General features: G+C 66.2%; 10 protein-coding genes. 7 read left to right on the top strand and 3 right to left on the bottom strand.

Annotation, left to right across the window (positions count from 1 at the left end):
* Positions 1-208 precede the first annotated feature (208 nt).
* The 4 genes from rpsL (at position 209) to tuf (ending at position 4,690) form a co-directional block, all read left to right on the top strand.
* On the top strand, positions 209-583 hold the full coding sequence (rpsL, locus tag NNX35_RS02015) for a 30S ribosomal protein S12 (protein WP_146361060.1): 375 nt from the start codon (positions 209-211) through the stop codon (positions 581-583).
* A 1-nt stretch (position 584) separates the two neighbouring features.
* Positions 585-1,055, top strand: a complete 471-nt coding sequence (gene rpsG, locus NNX35_RS02010; protein WP_146361062.1) for a 30S ribosomal protein S7 — start codon at positions 585-587, stop codon at positions 1,053-1,055.
* A gap of 110 nt (positions 1,056-1,165) precedes the next feature.
* Positions 1,166-3,280, top strand: a complete 2,115-nt coding sequence (fusA, locus tag NNX35_RS02005) for an elongation factor G (protein WP_255764885.1) — start codon at positions 1,166-1,168, stop codon at positions 3,278-3,280.
* Between the two features lie 219 nt (positions 3,281-3,499).
* Positions 3,500-4,690: an elongation factor Tu gene (gene tuf / locus NNX35_RS02000; RefSeq protein ID WP_227918747.1), complete on the top strand. Its 1,191-nt coding sequence runs from the start codon at positions 3,500-3,502 to the stop codon at positions 4,688-4,690.
* Positions 4,691-4,739: 49 nt separating this feature from the next.
* Here tuf and NNX35_RS01995 read toward each other — a convergent pair whose 3' ends face one another.
* Genes NNX35_RS01995 through aroA form a run of 3 tightly spaced genes read right to left on the bottom strand, consistent with a single transcriptional unit; the run spans position 4,740 to position 11,099 of the window.
* On the bottom strand, positions 4,740-6,764 hold the full coding sequence (locus NNX35_RS01995; RefSeq protein WP_255866834.1) for an FAD-dependent oxidoreductase: 2,025 nt from the start codon (positions 6,762-6,764) through the stop codon (positions 4,740-4,742).
* A 7-nt stretch (positions 6,765-6,771) separates the two neighbouring features.
* Positions 6,772-8,037, bottom strand: coding sequence for an acyl-CoA dehydrogenase family protein (locus NNX35_RS01990; protein ID WP_255764883.1), 1,266 nt, complete (start codon positions 8,035-8,037; stop codon positions 6,772-6,774).
* Positions 8,034-11,099 carry a 3-phosphoshikimate 1-carboxyvinyltransferase gene (aroA, locus tag NNX35_RS01985; RefSeq protein WP_255764882.1) on the bottom strand — a complete coding sequence of 1,022 codons (3,066 nt, stop codon included), beginning with the start codon at positions 11,097-11,099 and terminating at the stop codon, positions 8,034-8,036. Before aroA ends, NNX35_RS01990 begins: the two co-directional genes overlap by 4 nt.
* Before the next feature lie 844 nt (positions 11,100-11,943).
* Between aroA and NNX35_RS01980 the strand changes: the two genes are divergently transcribed.
* The 3 genes from NNX35_RS01980 (at position 11,944) to rpsJ (ending at position 18,265) form a co-directional block, all read left to right on the top strand.
* Positions 11,944-17,103, top strand: a complete 5,160-nt coding sequence (locus NNX35_RS01980) for a hypothetical protein (RefSeq protein WP_255764881.1) — start codon at positions 11,944-11,946, stop codon at positions 17,101-17,103.
* Positions 17,104-17,315: 212 nt separating this feature from the next.
* Positions 17,316-17,447, top strand: a complete 132-nt coding sequence (locus NNX35_RS01975; RefSeq protein WP_255764880.1) for a hypothetical protein — start codon at positions 17,316-17,318, stop codon at positions 17,445-17,447.
* A gap of 509 nt (positions 17,448-17,956) precedes the next feature.
* Positions 17,957-18,265: a 30S ribosomal protein S10 gene (gene rpsJ, locus NNX35_RS01970; RefSeq protein WP_146361073.1), complete on the top strand. Its 309-nt coding sequence runs from the start codon at positions 17,957-17,959 to the stop codon at positions 18,263-18,265.
* The last annotated feature ends 15 nt before the right edge of the window (positions 18,266-18,280 follow it).

The raw sequence follows: 18,280 nt of genomic DNA, 5'->3' as shown, positions 1-18,280 counted from the left end.
AATGGGCGGGCCTGTTTCCGGGTTGCGGGGTCCTTGCGCAACGAATGCCACACTTTTGCACGCCTACGGTCGCTTTCGGCGAGAACATCGGAACTTCTCGGGGCATTGCGGCAACGACTTGAAGCGCGCCGCCCCTTTAGTTGGTTTCAGCCGGCAGCGGGGCGGGGCAACCAGAGAATTATCTCGAGAAAAAACGGAGAACACGAAAGTGCCTACGATTCAGCAGCTGGTCCGCAAGGGCCGCTCACCCAAGGTCTCCAAGACCAAGGCTCCTGCCCTCAAGGGCAGCCCGATGCGCCGTGGTGTCTGCACCCGCGTTTACACCACCACCCCGAAGAAGCCGAACTCGGCTCTGCGTAAGGTTGCACGTGTCCGCCTCAACGGCGGCATCGAAGTAACCGCTTACATCCCCGGTGTGGGTCACAACCTTCAGGAACACTCCATCGTGCTGGTGCGCGGCGGTCGTGTGAAGGACCTTCCCGGTGTCCGCTACAAGATTGTCCGCGGTGCCCTCGATACCCAGGGTGTCAAGAACCGCAAGCAGGCTCGCAGCCGCTACGGCGCGAAGATGGAGAAGAAGTAATATGCCCCGCAAGGGTCCGGCCCCCAAGCGGCCGCTCGTACTGGATCCCGTCTACGGCTCCCCGCTGGTCACGCAGCTGATCAACAAGGTTCTGGTAGACGGCAAGAAGTCCACCGCAGAGCGCATCGTTTACGGTGCACTTGCAGGCGCTCAGGAGAAGACCGGACAGGATCCGGTTGCAGCCCTGAAGAAGGCCATGGACAACATCAAGCCGAGCCTTGAGGTCAAGTCCCGCCGCGTTGGCGGCGCTACCTACCAGGTTCCGGTCGAGGTCAAGCCGGGTCGTGCAACTGCACTGGCCCTGCGCTGGCTGGTCGGCTACTCCAAGGCCCGCCGCGAAAAGACGATGACTGAGCGTCTGCGCAACGAAATCCTGGACGCTTCCAACGGTCTTGGTGCAGCTGTGAAGCGCCGCGAGGACACCCACAAGATGGCCGAGTCCAACAAGGCCTTCGCCCACTACCGCTGGTAATACGCCAAGCTGACGGCAGCCGCTGACGGCCCTGTGGCCCGCATTTGCGGGCCGCAGGGCTTCAGCCGGATAAGCGCCGTTGACGGAAGCAACCAAAAAAGGGAGAAACCGTGGCACTTGACGTGCTTACCGACCTGAATAAGGTCCGCAACATCGGCATCATGGCCCACATTGATGCCGGCAAGACTACTACCACTGAGCGCATCCTGTTCTACACGGGTGTCAACCACAAGATCGGCGAGACCCACGACGGTGCGTCCACGATGGACTGGATGGCACAGGAGCAGGAGCGGGGTATCACCATCACCTCCGCAGCTACCACGTGCTACTGGGACAACAACCAGATCAACATCATCGACACCCCGGGTCACGTTGACTTCACTGTCGAGGTTGAGCGGTCCCTGCGCGTCCTCGACGGCGCCGTTGCTGTCTTCGACGGCAAGGAAGGCGTTGAGCCGCAGTCCGAGACTGTCTGGCGCCAGGCCGACAAGTACGACGTTCCGCGTATCTGCTTCGTCAACAAGATGGACAAGCTGGGCGCTGACTTCTACTTCACCGTAGACACGATCATCAACCGCCTCGGCGCCAAGCCGCTGGTCCTCCAGCTGCCGATCGGCTCCGAAAGCGAATTCGAAGGCGTCGTTGACCTCCTCGAAATGCGTGCACTCACCTGGCGCGGCGACGCCAAGGGTGACGTGACCATGGGCGCCAAGTACGAAATCGAACCGATTCCCGCAGAACTGCAGGAAAAGGCCGAAGAGTACCGCGCACAGCTCGTTGAGACCGTTGCTGAAGCCAGCGACGAACTGATGAACAAGTACCTCGAAGGCGAAGAGATCAGCATTGCCGAGCTGAAGGCCGGCATTCGTAAGCTGACCATCAACTCCGAGGTCTACCCGGTTCTGTGCGGCTCTGCCTTCAAGAACCGCGGTGTGCAGCCGATGCTGGACGCCGTCGTCGACTACCTGCCCAGCCCGCTTGACGTCCCGAACATCAAGGGCCACGACATCCGCGACGAAGAGGTCATCCTCGAACGCGCCGCTGATGCCAACGCTCCGTTCTCGGCTCTGGCATTCAAGGTTGTGACGCACCCGTTCTTCGGCCGTCTGACCTACATCCGCGTGTACTCCGGTCACGCTGCTTCCGGCGCCCAGGTCATGAACGCGACCAAGCAGAAGAAGGAGCGCATCGGAAAGCTCTTCCAGATGCACGCCAACAAGGAAAACCCGGTCGAGGAAATCACGACGGGCCACATTTACGCCGCCATCGGCCTGAAGGACACCACCACGGGCGATACCCTGTGCGACCTTCAGGAACCGATCGTGCTGGAATCCATGAGCTTCCCGGAGCCCGTGATTTCCGTGGCCATCGAGCCGAAGACCAAGGGTGACCAGGAGAAGCTTTCCACGGCCATCCAGAAGCTCTCCGAAGAGGACCCGACCTTCCAGGTCTCCCTCGACGAAGACACCGGCCAGACCATCATCGCCGGCATGGGCGAGCTCCACCTGGACATCCTGGTGGACCGCATGCGCCGCGAGTTCCGCGTCGAGGCAAACGTGGGCAAGCCCCAGGTTGCCTACCGCGAAACGATCCGCCGTGCAGTCGCCAAGCACGACTACACGCACAAGAAGCAGACCGGTGGTTCGGGTCAGTTCGCTAAGATCCAGATCGCCATCGAGCCGCTGGATACGTCCGACGGCACGTTCTACGAATTCGAGAACAAGGTCACCGGTGGTCGCGTTCCGCGCGAATACATCCCCAGCGTTGACCAGGGTATCCAGAGCGCGCTTACTGACGGTGTGCTCGCCGGTTACCCGGTTGTCGGCATCAAGGCTACGCTGCTTGACGGCGCGTACCACGACGTCGACTCCTCGGAAATGGCGTTCAAGATTGCCGGACGGCAGGCTTTCAAGGAAGCCGCACGTATGGCAAGCCCTGTCCTGCTTGAACCGCTGATGGATGTTGAAGTCCGCACCCCTGAGGAATACATGGGTGAAGTTATCGGTGACATCAACTCCCGTCGCGGCCAGATGCAGTCCATGGAAGACGCAGCCGGCGTAAAGGTCATCCGGGCGCACGTCCCGCTGTCCGGCATGTTCGGCTACATCGGCGACCTGCGGTCGAAGACCCAGGGCCGCGCCGTGTACTCCATGTCCTTCAACAGCTACGCCGAGGTCCCGAAGGCAGTTGCCGACGAGATCATCCAGAAGACGCGCGGCGAGTAAAACTTGGAGGGTGGACCGGTTCACGCCGGGCCACCCACCGTGTGCGGCCGGTCCGGGCTTCGGCCCGGACCGGGCGCATAGCCAGACTGAGCGGCCTTGCGAGGCTGCTGCGGAAATCGGCAATTTCATCAAATAAACAGCCCCAAGTAGACTTACATCAGTTTCAGTTGCGAAAAGCGCGGCTGGAGATTGAGTCTTCTAACTCTCTAGGAGGAACCCGTGGCGAAGGCAAAGTTCGAGCGGACTAAGCCGCACGTCAACATCGGCACCATTGGTCACGTTGACCATGGAAAGACGACGTTGACCGCTGCCATTTCGAAGGTGCTTGCTGACAAGTACCCTGATCTGAATGAAAAGCGCGATTTCGCTGCTATCGACTCTGCACCTGAAGAGCGCCAGCGCGGCATCACCATCAACATCTCGCACATCGAGTACCAGACCGAGAAGCGCCACTACGCACACGTAGACGCCCCCGGCCACGCTGACTACATCAAGAACATGATCACTGGTGCAGCTCAGATGGACGGCGCAATCCTCGTGGTTGCCGCTACCGACGGTCCGATGGCACAGACCCGCGAGCACGTCCTGCTCGCCCGCCAGGTTGGTGTTCCCTACCTGCTGGTCGCACTGAACAAGTCCGACATGGTTGACGACGAAGAACTGCTCGACCTCGTGGAAATGGAAGTTCGCGAACTGCTGAGCTCCCAGGACTTCGACGGCGACAACGCTCCCGTCGTCCGCGTTTCCGGCCTGAAGGCTCTCGAAGGCGACCCCAAGTGGGTTGCAGCCGTCGAAGAGCTCATGGAAGCCGTTGACAACAACGTGCCGGACCCCGTTCGCGACAAGGACAAGCCGTTCCTGATGCCGATCGAGGACGTCTTCACGATCACCGGTCGTGGAACCGTTGTCACGGGCCGCGCCGAGCGCGGCACCCTCGCCATCAACTCCGAGGTCGAGATCGTCGGCATCCGTCCGGTCCAGAAGACCACGGTTACCGGTATCGAGATGTTCCACAAGCAGCTTGACGAAGCATGGGCCGGCGAGAACTGTGGCCTGCTGCTCCGCGGTATCAAGCGCGAAGACGTAGAGCGTGGCCAGGTTGTCGTGAAGCCGGGTTCCATTACCCCGCACACCGACTTCGAAGCCAACGTCTACATCCTGTCCAAGGATGAAGGCGGACGCCACAACCCGTTCTACTCGAACTACCGCCCGCAGTTCTACTTCCGTACCACGGACGTAACCGGCGTCATCACCCTCCCCGAGGGCACTGAAATGGTTATGCCCGGCGATAACACTGAGATGACCGTTGAGCTCATCCAGCCGATCGCTATGGAAGAGGGCCTCGGCTTCGCTATCCGCGAAGGCGGCCGCACCGTTGGATCAGGCCGCGTCACCAAGATCATCAAGTAATTTGATGGTTTAGCCTGAACCTCATCGGTTCTTAGCAGGGCCCCGTTGCTTATGGCAGCGGGGCCCTGCTGCTTTTAAGCCGGGGCCCGTCCTCCGGTTTCTGCCGGTCGAGGTGGCGCGCCACGGCGGTGCCGGCCGCCAGCCCCTGTTGGAAGGCACGGACCGCGTTCAGGCCCGAGGCGTCCAGCGCGCCGCCGATCACCGTACCGGGCATGCCGCGGGCGTCGCGCTGGAACCGGAGCGGGTTGTACGGCACCTGTCCCGCAGCCAGGACGACGGCGTCAGCCAGCAGGAGCGCCGTCGTGCCGTCAAGGTTCCGGACCCGGAGCCCGAGGGGAGTCACGTCCAACGGCGTGGTCCCGGCCAGGGTCCGGACGCCGGCAGCCCGGATGTCCTGCAGCACAGCCCACCGTGTGGACGGGCCGATGCCCTGCCCGATTCGGGCTCCCCGGCGCAGTATCGTCACGTCCCGGGGACCGCCCGCAACGCCGGGATCCGCCAGCAGGCGTGCAAGGTCCACTGCAATGCCGCCGGCACCGACAATGACCACACGGCGGCCCAGCGGGGCCGGGTCCGCGAAGGCCTGCCGGTAGTCCAGCACGGGGAGCAGGCCGGTGCCCGGCAGATGGACGGTCCGGGGCCGGACACCGGTGGCCAGCACCAGGTGTGAATAGCCGGCCAACTGCGCGGCTTCGGGGGCGGCGCCGGTCAGGACGCGGACGCCCAGCCGCGCCAGTTCATGGGTGAAGTAGCGGATTGTCTGCAGGAAGTCTGCCTTGCCCGGCACTTTGCCGGCCAGCCGGAACTGCCCGCCGATGGAGCTGTCCTGTTCATAGAGGTCCACGCGATGTCCGGCCAGCGCCAGGGTTGCCGCGGCCTGCATCCCCGCCGGGCCGGCCCCCACCACGGCAACCCGTGCGGGGGTGCTCACGGCTCGCCGGGGCGGCTTCAGCGGGAGCGGAAACTCTGTTTCGCGGCCGGCGCGCGGGTTGACCAGGCAGGAGACAGGCTCGGCGCCCAGTGAACGGTCGATGCAGGCCTCGTTGCAGGCTATGCAGGTGTTGACGAGGTTCGACGCTCCGCGCCGGGTCTTGGCCACGATCGCCGGGTCGGCGAGGAAGGGACGGGCCATGGAAACCAGGTCCGCGTGCCCGCAGGCCAGGGCCCGCTCCGCATGCTCCAGCGAGTTGATCCGGTTGCCGGCGATGACGGGCACGGGAACTCCCGCAGCCGCCAGGGCCGCGCGGATCTCCCCTGCAATGGCCATCCAGCGGCCATGCGGAACCATGCCCTGCACGGACGGGACCCTGGACTCATGCCAGCCGATGCCGATGTTGACGGCATCGGCCCCCTCCCGCGCCAGTGCGACCGCCAGGGCCGCCGATTCCTCCCGGGAGCTCGACCCGGCGACGAGGTCTGCGCCCGACGTCCGGTAGATGACCGGGTAGCCGGGCCCTACGGCGTCCCGGACAGCCTGCAGCACCGCCAGCGGAAAAGCCTGTCTCCTTTGCGGATCCCCGCCCCAGCGGTCCTGTCGCAGGTTGGTCAGGGGCGAGGCGAACTGGTTGATCAGGTAACCCTCGGACCCCATGATTTCCACGGCATCGAAGCCCAGGGCGCGGGCGGCAGCGGCACCCGCGGCGAAGTCCGCAAGCGTGTCTTCGATCTGCTTCGGCGTGAGCGCTCGGGGCAGCGTGCGTGAATAGCCTGAATACACCTCCGACGGCGCGGCCGGACGCAGCCCGTATGTGCCCTCCCGGGCGTAGCGTCCCGCGTGGAACAGCTGCAGGGCAAGCCTGCCGCCCGCATCGTGCACCGCGTTGAGCATCGGGGAAACCCGAGCGGCGGCTTCGGGCTCATTGATCAGCAGGTAGTTGGGTCCGCCGGCGCCGGCGCGGTTCACGGCCGCTCCGCCCGTGACGATCAGCCCGGCTCCGGCGGCCGCCCGTTCCGCATAGAACGCGGCCAGGGCGAGCGGGTCATCCTCCCGGTTCAGGTGCATTGAGCCCATGATGATCCGGTGGTCCAGCTGCAGCGGCCCAAGGGAAACGGGGGAGAAGACCCGGTCCAGCATGCCGGCGTCAGGGACGGGCGGCAGGAGCCGCGGACGGATCGGGAGACGGCTCGGGAGACGGATCGGGATCGGGCAGCGCGGCGTCGGCCGGTGTCTGGTCCCGGCGGAAGATACCGCGGGCGATCACGGTTTTCTGGATCTCATTCGTTCCCTCTTCGAAGCGCTGCGCCCGCGCGTCGCGGTACACCCGCTCGATGGGTGCGGACTTCCAGTAGCCGATGCCGCCGTGGACCTGCAGTGCCTTGTCGGTCACACGGGTGAGCATATCGACGGCGGTCAGCTTGGCCATGGAGGACAGCGAACCGGCGTCGGGAGCGCCGTCCTGCCAGGCCGAAGCTGCGTGCAGGGTCAAAGCGCGGGCAGCCTCGATATCAGCGGCGTTTTCCGCCAGCGCAAAGGCGATGGCCTGCCGTGCGGCGAGCGGCTTCCCGAAAGTGGTCCGCTCCAGGGCATGGGCAACTGCGAGCTGCTGGGCACGTTGGGCCAGCCCGACGCAGCTCATCGCCACGGAGATCCGGCTGGGGGTGAGGAAGCCGCCGAGGGCAACGGCGAGTCCGTCTCCCTCCGCTCCGAGTCGGTTGGCGACGGGGACCGGAGTATCCCTGAAAGCAAGGGAGGCATGGTCGGTGCCGCGGACCCCCATGGTCTGCGAGGTGTCTTCCACTTCGACGCCGGGCGCCTGCCGGTCCACCAGCAGCGCGACCGTTCCGCCGCTGCCGGAGCTGCCCTCCAGCCGGGCAAAAAGCAGCCAGTAGTCGCAGCGCACACCGAACGTGATCAGATGCTTGCGGCCGGTCAGGTAGTAGGTGTCGCCGACCCGCCGGACACTCGAGGTGATATCCGCTCCCGTGCCGTTGCCCGGTTCCGTGAGCGTGAAGGCGACCAGCAGCTCTCCTGCCACGGAGGGAAGGACGAATTTCCTTCGCTGCGCCTCGTCGGCATGCGGATTCATGGCCCGCCAGGTGCCGTTGACCACGTGCACGATCATGCGGACCGAAGCGTGTGAACGGGAGAAGACCTCCATCAGCCCCATCCACTGGACAAAGCTCAGCCCCCGGCCGCCCAGTTCCACAGGTGCCGCCAGGGAAAGGAAGCCAGCCTCGCGGAGTTCCTTCCACAGGGCATCGGGTGCGGTGCCGCTGGTTTCAATGCGGTCTGCCCATGACTCGCCGGGGCCCTCGACCCACGCGGTAACGGACGTGAGCAGCTCTCGGTATTCAGGGTCCGGGATACTGCTGCCCCTTCCGTCGGGTGCGATGGCTGCAGTGCTCACAGGCTGCTCCGATCCGGTGTGCCGGGCTTCGGCGGTCCGCCGCCGTCGGGGAAGCTGCGGGCCCTGTCCCGCAGCAGGAACTTCTGCACCTTGCCCACCGCATTGCGGGGGAGGGCATCAACCAGCTCGAGGCGTTCGGGCCAGTAATGCCTGGCGACGCGGTGCCGGTCGAGGAACCCGGTGAGATCACCCAGCTGCGGGCGCATCCCCGCCACGGGAACGACAAAGGCGCAGGCCCGCTCGCCCAGCCGGTCATCGGGCATGGCGGCCACGGCAACGTCCCGTACGGCAGGATGCCGGTAGAGCAGCTGCTCGATCTCGGCCACCGGGATTTTCTCCCCTCCGCGGTTGATGATGTCGCGAACCCGTCCGGTGATGCGCAGGTACCCGGCATCATCGAGGACGGCGGTGTCTCCCGTGCGGTACCAGCCGTCTTCGGTAAAGACTTCCTTGGTCAGGTCCGGACGGTCAAGGTACCCGTCAAAGACGGTGGGACTGAGAAGTTCGAAATTTCCTTCCACGCCGGGCGGCAGGAGGAGGCCGCCGTCGTCGACTATCCGGGCCCGCACACCCGCCAGGGCCCGCCCGTCGGTGCCCCACACTTTTACCGGTTCGTCCCCGGGCGACGCCAGGGTGGCCAGGCAGGTTTCAGTGGTTCCAAACGCACCGCAGATGCCCGCGCCCAAGACGCGTGTGGCGCGCTCAGCGAGGTGCCGGGGGACGGCGGCGCCTGTGGCAACGAAGATGCGCAGGCTGGGCGGAGCGGCGGTACCCGCGTCTACGGCGGCAACCAAGTCGGTGAGGAACGGGGTGGCTGCCTGGACGAAGGTGGCGCGCCACCCGCGCATGAGTTTCACGGCCCGCTCCACGTCCCAGACCGGCTGCAGGATCTGCGGGCAGCCGAGGACGAACGAGAGCCACATTCCGTACAGGAAGCCGGTCTGGTGGGCCAGGGGCGACGGGATGAAGACGGCGTCATCACTGGTGAGGCCCAGGTGCGCCGCTTCCATGGCCGCAGCGCGGCTAAGCGTTCCATGACGGTGCACCACACCCTTGGGTTCCCCGGAGGTTCCGGAGGTGAAAAGCAATTGTGCAGGATCCCCGGCGGTTGGCGCAGCACCGGGACGGAGGACAGCCGCAGGGGTAACGCGGCTCAGCACAGCGTCCCAGTCGTGGAACCGCGGGCCGCCGGCAACAGAGGGGAGGGGACGCCGCGGCGCGGCACTGGGCAGCACGAGGACATCCGCTACCTTGGGGGCGGGCACCGCATCGGCTCGGTCCGTGCGCTGCAGGAGCCCGGCCAGTTCCTCCGCAGGCCGGCGTCCGCGGAACTCCTCGACGGCAACGAAGACGCGGGCGCCGGCCCGGTTCAGTGCCAGCGCCACCTCCCGTTCCCGGAAGATCGGCATCACGGGTGCGGCGACCGCGCCGAGGCGGAGGACAGCCACGGTGAGGACAACGAACTCGCTTCGGTTGGGGAGCTGGAAAGCCACCCGGTCGCCCGGCCGCACCCCCAGCTCCAGCAGTGCTGCGGCGACGCGGTCGGCCTGCGTGTCGAGTTCGGACCAGGTGAGGTGCCCGGATACCCGCGGGCCGCCGTCGACCACCGCTGTTTCGTTGGGGCGTTCCGCCGCCCAGCGCCGTACCCAGTCCGGACCGGTGACGGACGCTGCCGCCTCCACTGCGGCCGGTCCGGAAATGCTTCGGGAGCGGCTTCCGCGTGCGGTCCGGGCCGGCCGGCTGCGGCGGGGACGCTGGATCACGCCGTCCTCGACCTTCATGCGCAGCCCGAAAGCGGTCATGGCCGCCAGGTATTCGGGGTAGGAAATGCGGTAGGCGTTTGGGTATGTGAGGGTGCTGCGTCCTTCTGCGGCTGAGGCCGCCACGGCCAGGGACATGAGGACCCGGTGGTCATTAAAAGAGGAGAGATCGGCCCCGTCCAAGCTGCCGACTCCGCGGACCACCAAGGTAGAGCCCTCCACGGTGAGGTCCGCGCCCATGGAGTTCAGCTGCAGCATGGCGGCCACCCGATCGGACTCCTTCATCCGCACATGGTCGATGTTGCGGAAAACGCTCCGCCCCTTGGCGAGGCACGCCATCACGGACAGCACCGGAAGCATGTCCGGGACGCGGCGGCAGTCGACGTCTACGGGTTGCAGGTCCAGGCCCTGATGGCGGACCCTCACCGCGTCGGTTGCCTGGTCGTAGTCCATCGGCACTCCCATCTGTGCCGCCAGGTCAAGGAAGTCAGCCTCGGGATGGTCGGATCCGGTTGAGGAGGTGGCGCTGAGTCCGGTAAGGGAAATATCTGCCGGATGCAGGGCCGCCGCCGCGATTCCGAAGGCCGCCGACCCGATGTCCGGGGGGAGCCGCAGGTCCGCGGGGACGGCCTGCTGGTCCGCCGGAATCCGGAAGCGCCTGAGGTCCTCGGAGGCCTCCACCTGCAATCCGAACCGCGCCATCATGGCGAGGGTCAGTTCCACGTAGCTGGATTCATTCTGCTGGCCCTCCACCACCACGGTGGTTTCGGAGCGGGCAAACGGTGCCAGCAGCAGAAGTCCGGAAATCCACTGCGAGAGGGTCCCGGAGATATGGACTTCACCGCCGCGCGGCCGCCCGTGGGCAACCTGCAGGGGAGGGCAGTCGTCGCTCGAGGCGATGTCGACGCCCATCTCGCGCAGGGCGGCCAGCAATGCGCCGATGGGACGGCGCTGGAAGTATTTCTGCCCGGTGACGACGACGTCGCGTGTCCCCAGCGAGGCGAGTCCGGCCATGAAGTACAACGTGGTTCCGGAGCTGCCGGCGGAGACAACGGCACGCCGTGGACGGTACGGCCCGCCGTGGACGATAAAGGTGTCATCCTGCACCTCTATTCCGGTACCGAGCTGGCGGAGCGCAGCCACCGTGTACTGCACGTGGCGGGCATCGGTCAGGCCGGAAATGCGGCTGGTGCCCGGAGCCAGGGAAGCCAGGATCAGCGCCCGGTGGGCGTGGTATTTGGAGTTGGGAACCTGCACCGTTCCGGTGATGCCGGAGTGCGTTCCGAGGACCGAAAGATACATGGCCGCAAGGCCCTTTCCGTTCGTGTGGGCGCCTTCCCCCTGGCTCCTCGTGCGCCGACGCTACCAGTTCGTTATCCGGGCGGGAACAGCCCTTGGCCCAGATCGTCAGGCGGAGCGCATTTCGGCCGGGGGTCGCCGGGCCGCCTTCCGGGTCCGGACCGGGACCGGCCGGCTGCCCCTTGGCCGCGGGCACGCGGGGACTGTTCCTGCACAGGACGCCCGGGTGCGCCACGCACGGAAAGATACGCACACCGGATCGAACAGTTGCCGGGATGTGAGGTGCAGCACCCTAGGATGGTCTCCAGTCGAACTCGAACCGGAAGGTAGCAGTTTCATGGGGGTCTTTCTCTTATTCCTGGCCGCAGCCGCAGCCAGTTTCGCCGTAGGGCGGTCGGCAGGCAAAAAAGCCGCCCGACCCCTCGACGGCCAGGGCAGGCCGCTGCCGCCGCCGGCCCAAATCTATGAGGACGGCTACCGGGCGGGATTCAGGGATGCAGCTGCGCGGTTCCGGCCACCGGCGACCATCCACGTTCCGGAGGGTTCGGCTGACTCGGATCCTGCCGCCGTCGCACCGGCTCCTGCTTCACCTGCCCACGGTGCACCTGCTGCTACACCGGCTCCGGCTGCCGCCGCGGCACCTGCCCCCGCTGCAGCCCCGGCACCCACTGCTTCGTATGTCTCTTCCTACACTGTTCCCTCGTCTCCGTTCCATGCTCCGTCAGCGGCTGTGCCCCCTGCCGGGGTGCCGGGCGGCCACCCGCCGACCGTCGCCCCCGTGCCTGCCGCACCGAACCGGAACGTTCCCGTCCAGCCCAGGCCGGTTCCCCCCAAGCCGGCTCCGCCGGTGAAGACGGAAGCCGAGCTGAAGGAAGAAAAACGCCGCCGGGACCTGCGCAACATCAACATCACGCTCTACTCCGCCAGCCTCCTGCTGGTGGCTGCCGCGGCACTGTTCATCGGGCTGGCCATCCCCGCAGAGGCGCGCTTCTTCGGAGTTGTCGCTGTCACGGCTTTGTTCTACGTTTCAGGACTGGTCATCCATGCCAGGAGCGCCCGCCTTCGGCCGGCAGCCGTAGCCTTTACGGGTACTGGCCTGGCCTTGATCCCCGTGGTCGGACTCGCCCTGTTCAATTTCGTGCTTCCGGACGGGCCTGCAGCCTGGCTTGTCACCTCGGTGGTTGGAACCGCGGCGTTCGCCTACGCCGCTGCAAAGATTGAAAGCCGGGTAGTCACCTATCTCGCCTTGACGTTCCTGCTGTCCTCGGGCCTGGCTTCCGGTGCGGCACTGCGCTGGGGAATTGTCTGGTACTTCCTCTTCACCGTCATCATCGCCACCCTGATCAGCCTCGCGGCGGTCCGGCGTCCGGGCTGGCTGAACAACCTCTATGTGGACGCATTTGTCCGCTCCCACCGCTATCTGGTTCCGGCTACGGCCATAGCCACCGTCCAGATCTCCGGCCAGCTGAGCGCGGCGCAGCTGGGAATCCTGTTCCTCACATTCGCCCTCTACTACGCAGTCATGCTTTGGCAGGGACCCGCCCGAAACCAGCTCGTCAACAGCTACGGACTGCGGGCAGCCGGCACCGTGGGACTTACGTCCCTGTTCTATTCCTTTACGGACAGCACCCAGCTGACGTTGCTCGCGTTCGCAGTGCAGGTCGCGGTCCAGACGGCAGGGGTCCTGGCACGCCGCCCCTTGTACGGGGCCGCAGCCCTGCTGCAGGTGGCTGCCAGGAGCACCGGGCTGCCTTTGGACGGGGAGATCGACGAGCGTTCCCGCCACGAGGCCGGTGCCGGATCAACAGGGGGGTCCGCTCCGCTGGCAACGGCGGCGGGACAGGGCGAAAAGCCCGCAGGTGTGTCGGCACCGCCGGCCCCGCCGGCCCCGTCATCTCCCGCCGCGTTCCCGCCGGCCCCGGCAGCCGAATCCGGGCCTGCAGCGGCGGCCATCAGCCTCAAAAAGAAACCGGCGGCTGCCCCCGAAGAGGCTGCACGCAGGTTCTTCCGCGTCGATGTGGCCGCCCTGCTGGTTCTGCAGGCGTGCACCGCACTGGCAGCCGGACTCTGGTACGTGGTTCGCGAATGGGAGTCTTCGGGAAGTTCCGCTGCCTTCACCGGAACCGCCGTCGTGGTCCTGATGACGTATCTGGCCGCTGCCTGGAAGCTGGGCGGACTGCTCGAGTATGCCGTCCTGGTGCCTGCCGCCCTGGCCTTCGTGCCCAACACATTGATGCCCGGTGACGCACTGTGGCCGGGCGTCCTGGCCACCGCAGTCCTCTCTGCCTACCTGGTGGTCCGTGCGGTGCGGGGCGGCGCGGAGGAACGCCTGGTATTCGTCCTCGCCGCACGTGCTGCGGCTGTCCTGCTGGTGGCCCTGACTGTCCTTGCATCCCTTGCCGGAGTACCCGGCGTGAATGCAGGAGCCTGGGGCCTCGTCACCGCGGTGCTCGCACTGACGGCCAACCAGGCGGTTTCCGTTGTCCGTACCCGGCGCGCGAAACCCGAACGCTTCCCGGGTGCCGCCATCACGGCTGCCGCTGCTGCCGCGGCGGTCCTGACCCTGCTGCTCCGCTTCCAGGAATCGCCGGGGCTGGCGTTGACCTTGCTGGGCCTGTGGACCGTTGTGGCCGGAAACGTTTTGACATCCGTGTTGCGGCCCTCCGGAAGGTATCTCCTTGCTGCACCGGCTGGCTTCGCGGCTGCTGCGCTTACGGGTGCAGGCGTCCTTGGCGTCAGGGGCTACGAACTGCTTGCAGCCGCTGCTCTTTGCTACTGTGCCGTCCTGGCCTGGAAGCTGGCACCCAAGACGCACCGAACCTATTACCTGGCGGCAGGACAGACCCAGCTGACTGCTCTGTCTGCCCTGATTGCCGCAGACCTCGGAGCAGGGGTGCACGGGATCTTCATTGCCATGGCGGTCTGCCTGGCTGCCCAGCATCTCCTGCGGGTCCTCCTGGACCGGAAACTCCGGGGGCTCGGACTCTCCCAGACACTCCTGTGGGCAACCGTCAGCGTGCTGGCGGCGCTGCCCCCGCTCTATTACCTCCTTACCTACACGGCGGCACGGTCGGAGACCGGAGTCGTCCTGCTGCTCATCGGTATCGGGTCCGCGGTCCTCACCCAAGGTGCCTACACACTTGGGGCGGCGGGACGGACGCACTTCGGTGAACGCGGCGAGGCCGGTACCGGTTTGCCGGCGCCCGCTGCCGCAGTCTCCCGCGGGACCGCCGGCGGCACCGGCAGTAGGAGTGTCCCCGGCACCAAGGCTTCGGTCGGAGCTGTCGCCGCAGCAGGACTGGTGCTGCTGATGGAGATCGGCGTACGGGCGGCGGAAGGCAACGGAGCAGTTGCCACCGTGGCCGTTCTCGCAACGGCGCTTGGTGTCAACGTGTTTACGGCGCTGCTGCTCCGCCGCAGCTGGCCGGCTCTGACTGCACCCGCCGGCTTCACCGCAGCCGCCGTCGTTGGAGCGGGCGTCCTGGGGGTCAGGGGGTACGAGATCCTCGTGCTGGCAGCCCTTGCCTACTGCACATACCTAGCCCTGGGACGCAGCAACCCCCTCCGTGGTGCCTACCTCCTGGCTGCCCACATCCTGGCGGTTGTCCTGGCCGGGCTGGCGGCGGCCGACCTGACCGGGGACGTGCACCGGGTCTTCGCTGCCGTGGCAGTCGGCATTGCCGTCGGACAGGTGCTGCGGGCCATCTTTGCCGGGATGCTGGAACCCCTGGGGCTTGCAGCATGGGCGCGGTGGGGCGGCCTGGCTGCATCAACAGGAGTTCCGCTGGCATATATCGGACTCCAGGGCCCGGCAGCGCAAAGCGGCATGCTGATGTTCCTTGTCGTCTGCGCCGCCGGCGTGGCAGTGTTCAGCCAATTGGCCGCCGTCGTCCGGGTGCGGAGGGGCAGGCCGCTGAAGTTTGCTGCCGAGTTCCTCGCCGCCGCCGCACTGGTGGCGCTGCTGGCTACTGCCGCATCCCGCGGGGTCGAGGGACACGGGACCGGCTGGACCTTGGCGTTGCTCTGGACCGCGCTGGCCGCAAACGCAGCCACATCGCTGTTGCTTCCCGACCGGTATGAAGCAGCGGCGCTGGCAGGATTCGCCGCTGCCGCGGCCGTAGGTGCCGGAGTACTGGGGCTGTGCGGCTACGAACTACTGGTTCTGGCAGCGCTGGCCTACTCGGCGCACCTCGCACTGAAGCGCTCGGAACCCAACCGCGGTCTATATCTCCTCGGCGTGCAGGGCCTGCTGGTGGTCCAGACGGTGCTCGTAGCCACCGACCTCGGCGTCGGCATGCACGGTCTGTACATTGCGGGGGCAATGGCTCTGGCGATACAGCAGTTGTTCCGCACCCTGCTGCATCGCCGGCTCGACGCCCATGGATACTCGGAAACGTCGCAGTGGCTGAGCATCGCATTGCTGGCCCTGCTTCCGATCACCTACGGATTCCTTGCCGGAACGGCAATCCAACGGGACGTCGTTGCGCTGCACCTGGTCCTGCTCCTCATCACCGCCGCGGCGGTGTTCACGCGGCGCCGCGCGGAAGGCCACCCGAGGTCAGCCTGGGTTGTTTATCCCGCCGCGTACGCTTTGGGTGTGCTGGGGCTGGTCCTCGCCGACCTGCTGGAGTTCAGCAGCCGGGGGCCAATTCCGGAACCGCTGCTCACCACCGGCGCGGCAGGATCGGTTCTGCTCGTCCTCGCAGCGGCGGCATTGTGCGGGGAAGCGCGCCGGTCCCTCGACGAGCCCACCCGTACGGCACTGCTGGTAACTGCCATCGGGTATACCTCTACCGTCCTTGCGATCAGCGCGGCCGCAGACAACCGCTTCCTGACGGCTGCTGCCTTCGTCCTGGGCGCAGTGATCTTCCTGGCGGTCTCCTATACGCGCAGCCTCACCTGGCTGGCCGTTGGGACGCCGGTCCTGCTCACCGTAGGAATGATGGTCCTGTTCCGGGGACTCTTCGACACGATCCTGGCCGGCAGCGGGGACACCGGCTTCGCTTCGCTGCTGCCGCTCTGGGGGACCGTGGCTGTTCTCCAAGCCATCCGCCTCCTTACCCCCGTCCGTCCGGTCGAAGAGTCCGGGACCGGTGGTGCGGCGGGCAGCATTTCGCCCTCGCAGCTCCGCCGGCGCATCCTGGGTTCGGCGTCGGCCCTTATCCCGGCTCTGGCCGCCATACCGGCAATGGCCCCGGATTCGTCCGCCGCAGCCGGTGCACTGACTGTGGTTGCTGCCTTGGCGTTGGCACTCTTGGAGGTTCCATCCCGATTCCGCGAGCAGGCAGTGCAGGCCGCCGTGCTGGTGACTGCACTCGCGGTGCAGCGGATGGGCTGGCTCGTCCTGGGCCACGTCAGCGGATTCTGGTCCCTGCAGTACTGGGCCACCGTCCTGGCCGGATTGGCGGCTTACGAGTTCCTTCGCAAACGTGACCGGCGGGGCACTGCGGTCCTGGTGGTTTCGGCCGTCATTCTTTCCGCCAGCGGTCTGTCCACTGTCATCTTCGGTGGAGGTGGAAAACAGCTCTGGGCGCTGGTGGCACATGCCGGGCTCCTGGCCTTCGGCCTCCTGGCCAGCAGACGGCTGTTCACCCTGTGGGGCGCGGCCGGTGTAGCGCTGGCGGTGCTTTGGTACCTGCGGGGCTACACGTTCCTGCTCCTGGCCCTGCTGGGTATCGGGCTGATCGCCCTGGCCGTCTGGCGGCTCACCCGCGTGCGGACCGATGACCCGGGGAATCCAACTGTTCAAACTACGCAGGGGACCCCACCGGCCATTCCGGTGCCGGTGCCCGGGTTCACTCAGTCGGGTTCGGCAACGGCGTTTGCTCCGCCGGCGCCACCGGCAGCGGTGTATCCGGCGCAGGGGAGTGCCTCGGCGGTCTTCGGACCCTCCACCACCGGCAGTGCCGATGGAGTCGGGCCTGCATCCGGGAGCAACGCCGGACCCGGAACGGACGCACACGGTCCGGGCCGTATGCAGGGACCCGAAGAGGACCGCACGCACTGACGGCCCGGCGGATCCTTGGCGCGTGCAGCGCAGGGGAGAGGCTGTTCTCCGGCACCGGCCAACCGGCTCCGGCCGACCTGGCCGGCTCCGGTGCCGGAGGGATCGGGGGAGGGACCAGCAGCAATCCCGTGCAAGGCGCAGACCGCCGCGCGCAGACTAAGGAGGAGCCCCGTGCCGCTGACGCCGGGCAACGGCTCCGCTAGGCTCGGAAGATGGAATTCCTTATCCTTCTGGTGATCGTGGCCGCAGTGGTGGCAGGTATCGGGTGGTCCCGTAAGCGGTTCCGCCCCGAAATCGAGCGGGCCAAGCGCATCCGCCGGTCCAACCGGGACGGCAGCTCCTGACTTCCAAGGCGCCGCCCTCGGTGCGTTAGACTGGTGGAAGTTAACACGCCGCCCGTTGAGGGGTTTACCCCGGGAGCAGCGTGAACGGACTTGGGCAGCCCGGCGTCGGGACCCTGGAGGGAGACCTCCGGAGACAGATACCTGATTAGCCATCTGTGCCCGAGTCTGGCAGACTAGAGAAGTTGTTCAAGCGCTTTTGTGCCCACACGCGCCCACGTTCCTGCGAACAGCAGGGGCCAGGCAGTGGTGAGATTTCGTCCCGGTCAGGATAATGCCTGATGCAGGGTCGGATCCTTCAGGGAAAGAGCCCATATATAACCCGCCCCTATTCTTGCTCGGCGTCGTTGGTCTCAACACCGCGACACGCCCGAGCGCGGGGGTCGGAGCCTCGGCAGGGTGAGGAACCCGGAATTATCCGGATTCAGTCTGTTGGAGGGGCGCCAGGCCGTAAGGCAGTTCGGTGCAAAAACTGTACAGAGAGCATTACTCGAAGAAAGAGGCACGACGCCATGGCGGGACAAAAAATCCGCATCCGGCTGAAGTCGTATGACCACGAGGTCATCGACGTATCAGCACGGAAGATCGTTGAGACGGTCACGCGTGCAGGCGCAACGGTAGTAGGCCCCGTGCCGCTGCCCACGGAAAAGAACGTTTACGTTGTTATCCGTTCGCCGCACAAGTACAAGGACAGCCGCGAGCACTTTGAAATGCGCACGCACAAGCGCCTGATCGACATCATTGACCCCACGCCTAAGGCCGTTGACTCGCTCATGCGTCTCGACCTGCCTGCCGACGTGAACATCGAAATCAAGCTGTAGGGGGGGAGCGGATAC

Origin of the sequence: Arthrobacter sp. zg-Y844, assembly GCF_024385465.1 — a bacterium.
In the GTDB taxonomy this organism is placed as follows: domain Bacteria; phylum Actinomycetota; class Actinomycetes; order Actinomycetales; family Micrococcaceae; genus Arthrobacter_B.
The sequence above is the reverse complement of the archived record's forward strand: the minus strand, read 5'-3'. Positions and strand labels throughout refer to the sequence as shown.